This is a genomic window from Enterococcus italicus (assembly GCF_023743875.1).
GTDB classification, from domain to species: Bacteria; Bacillota; Bacilli; order Lactobacillales; family Enterococcaceae; genus Enterococcus_G; species Enterococcus_G italicus.
Map to the genome: position 1 here is coordinate 1 of NZ_JAMRVB010000019.1, position 3,169 is coordinate 3,169.

The 3,169-nt window shown below is 49.8% G+C and carries 1 rRNA gene; it reads right to left on the bottom strand.

Going from position 1 to position 3,169, the window contains the following annotated elements:
• Positions 1-98: 98 nt before the first annotated feature.
• Positions 99-3,013: ribosomal RNA gene (locus NE257_RS11485) — 23S ribosomal RNA — on the bottom strand.
• Between the last annotated feature and the right edge of the window lie 156 nt (positions 3,014-3,169).

The window sequence follows — 3,169 nt, forward strand, 5'->3', positions numbered from 1 at the left end:
TCCTTCTTGCTATCGCCACCACACTATTTGGTTGAGTGATTCTTCACTCAAAACTGGATGCAAAGTAGTATCAAAACTCTTCGAGTTCATTTTTTCTTTTGGTTAAGTCCTCGATCGATTAGTATCAGTCCGCTCCGTACATCACTGCACTTCCACTTCTGACCTATCTACCTGATCATCTCTCAGGGATCTTACTTTCTTAAAGAAATGGGAAATCTCATCTTGAGGTGGGTTTCACACTTAGATGCTTTCAGCGTTTATCCCTTCCCTACATAGCTACCCAGCGATGCCTCTGGCGAGACAACTGGTACACCAGCGGTAAGTCCATCCCGGTCCTCTCGTACTAAGGACAGATCCTCTCAAATTTCCAACGCCCGCGACGGATAGGGACCGAACTGTCTCACGACGTTCTGAACCCAGCTCGCGTGCCGCTTTAATGGGCGAACAGCCCAACCCTTGGGACCGACTACAGCCCCAGGATGCGACGAGCCGACATCGAGGTGCCAAACCTCCCCGTCGATGTGGACTCTTGGGGGAGATAAGCCTGTTATCCCCAGGGTAGCTTTTATCCGTTGAGCGATGGCCCTTCCATGCGGAACCACCGGATCACTAAGCCCGACTTTCGTCCCTGCTCGAGTTGTAGCTCTCGCAGTCAAGCTCCCTTCTGCCTTTACACTCTTCGAATGATTTCCAACCATTCTGAGGGAACCTTTGGGCGCCTCCGTTACCTTTTAGGAGGCGACCGCCCCAGTCAAACTGCCCATCTGACACTGTCTCCCACCACGATTAGTGGTGCGGGTTAGAGTGGCCATAACGCAAGGGTAGTATCCCACCATTGCCTCCGTCGAGACTAGCGTCCCGATTTCTACGGCTCCTACCTATCCTGTACATGCGGTACAGACACTCAATATCAAACTACAGTAAAGCTCCATGGGGTCTTTCCGTCCTGTCGCGGGTAACCTGCATCTTCACAGGTACTAAAATTTCACCGAGTCTCTCGTTGAGACAGTGCCCAAATCGTTACGCCTTTCGTGCGGGTCGGAACTTACCCGACAAGGAATTTCGCTACCTTAGGACCGTTATAGTTACGGCCGCCGTTTACTGGGGCTTCAATTCGTACCTTCGCTTGCGCTAAGCACTCCTCTTAACCTTCCAGCACCGGGCAGGCGTCAGCCCCTATACGTCATCTTTCGATTTTGCAGAGACCTGTGTTTTTGATAAACAGTCGCTTGGGCCTATTCACTGCGGCTGCTCGTTAGAGCAGCACCCCTTCTCCCGAAGTTACGGGGTCATTTTGCCGAGTTCCTTAACGAGAGTTCTCTCGCTCACCTTAGGATTCTCTCCTCGACTACCTGTGTCGGTTTGCGGTACGGGCCGTTGACTTCTCACTAGAAGCTTTTCTTGGCAGTGTGACATCAGGAACTTCGGTACTATTATTTCCCTCCCCATCACAACTTGTCCTTAAAAGTGAAAGCATTTGACTCTCACTAAGACTTGTTGCTTGGACAGACATTTCCAATCGTCTGCATTCCTTAGCCTCCTGCGTCCCTCCATTGCTCAAACAATGCCAACGGGTACAGGAATATCAACCTGTTGTCCATCGCCTACGCCTTTCGGCCTCGGCTTAGGTCCCGACTAACCCTGGGCGGACGAGCCTTCCCCAGGAAACCTTAGTCATTCGGTGGACAGGATTCTCACCTGTCTTTCGCTACTCATACCGGCATTCTCACTTCTAAGCGCTCCAGCAGTCCTCACGATCTACCTTCAACGCCCTTAGAACGCTCTCCTACCAATGTACCTTACGGTACACTCCACAGCTTCGGTAATATGTTTAGCCCCGGTACATTTTCGGCGCAGGGTCACTCGACTAGTGAGCTATTACGCACTCTTTAAATGGTGGCTGCTTCTGAGCCAACATCCTAGTTGTCTGTGCAACTCCACATCCTTTTCCACTTAACATATATTTTGGGACCTTAGCTGGTGGTCTGGGCTGTTTCCCTTTCGACTATGGATCTTATCACTCACAGTCTGACTCCCGGATATGAATGTATGGCATTCGGAGTTTATCTGAATTCGGTAACCCGAGAAGGGCCCCTAGTCCAAACAGTGCTCTACCTCCATCATTCTTACTTCCGAGGCTAGCCCTAAAGCTATTTCGGAGAGAACCAGCTATCTCCAAGTTCGTTTGGAATTTCTCCGCTACCCACACCTCATCCCCGCACTTTTCAACGTACGTGGGTTCGGTCCTCCAGTGCGTTTTACCGCACCTTCAACCTGGACATGGGTAGATCACATGGTTTCGGGTCTACGACTACCTACTCATTCGCCCTATTCAGACTCGCTTTCGCTACGGCTCCGTCTCTTCAACTTAACCTCGCAGGCAATCGTAACTCGCCGGTTCATTCTACAAAAGGCACGCTATCACCCATTAACGGGCTCTAACTTGTTGTAGGCACACGGTTTCAGGATCTATTTCACTCCCCTTCCGGGGTGCTTTTCACCTTTCCCTCACGGTACTGGTTCACTATCGGTCACTAGGGAGTATTTAGCCTTGGGAGATGGTCCTCCCGGATTCCGACGGAATTCCTCGTGTTCCGCCGTACTCAGGATCCTCCTAGGTGTCAACCACATTTCGTCTACGGGGTTTTTACCCTCTTTGACTGACTTTTCCAAGTCATTCGACTATCTGGTTGGACTACCATATCGGAGTCCTACAACCCCAAGATGCAAGCATCTTGGTTTGGGCTTTTCCCGTTTCGCTCGCCGCTACTCAGGGAATCGAATTTTCTTTCTCTTCCTGCAGGTACTTAGATGTTTCAGTTCTCTGCGTCTACCTCTAACCAGCTATGTATTCACTGGAAAGTAACATCCTATAAAAGATGCTGGGTTCCCCCATTCGGAAATCTCTGGATCATAGCTTACTTACAGCTCCCCAAAGCATATCGGCGTTCGTCCCGTCCTTCATCGGCTCCTAGTGCCAAGGCATCCACCGTGCGCCCTTATTCACTTAACCTTCTCAACCTTGCGGTTGGGTTTTGATCAGTTCTTCTAGCGATAGAAGCTTAATCAAGAAAATAAGCAATTGAACTTATTAAAAAACTCATTCAACGCGGTGTTCTCGGTTTGTTTTGATTTTTTTACTTCACTATCCAGTTTTCAATGAACAATC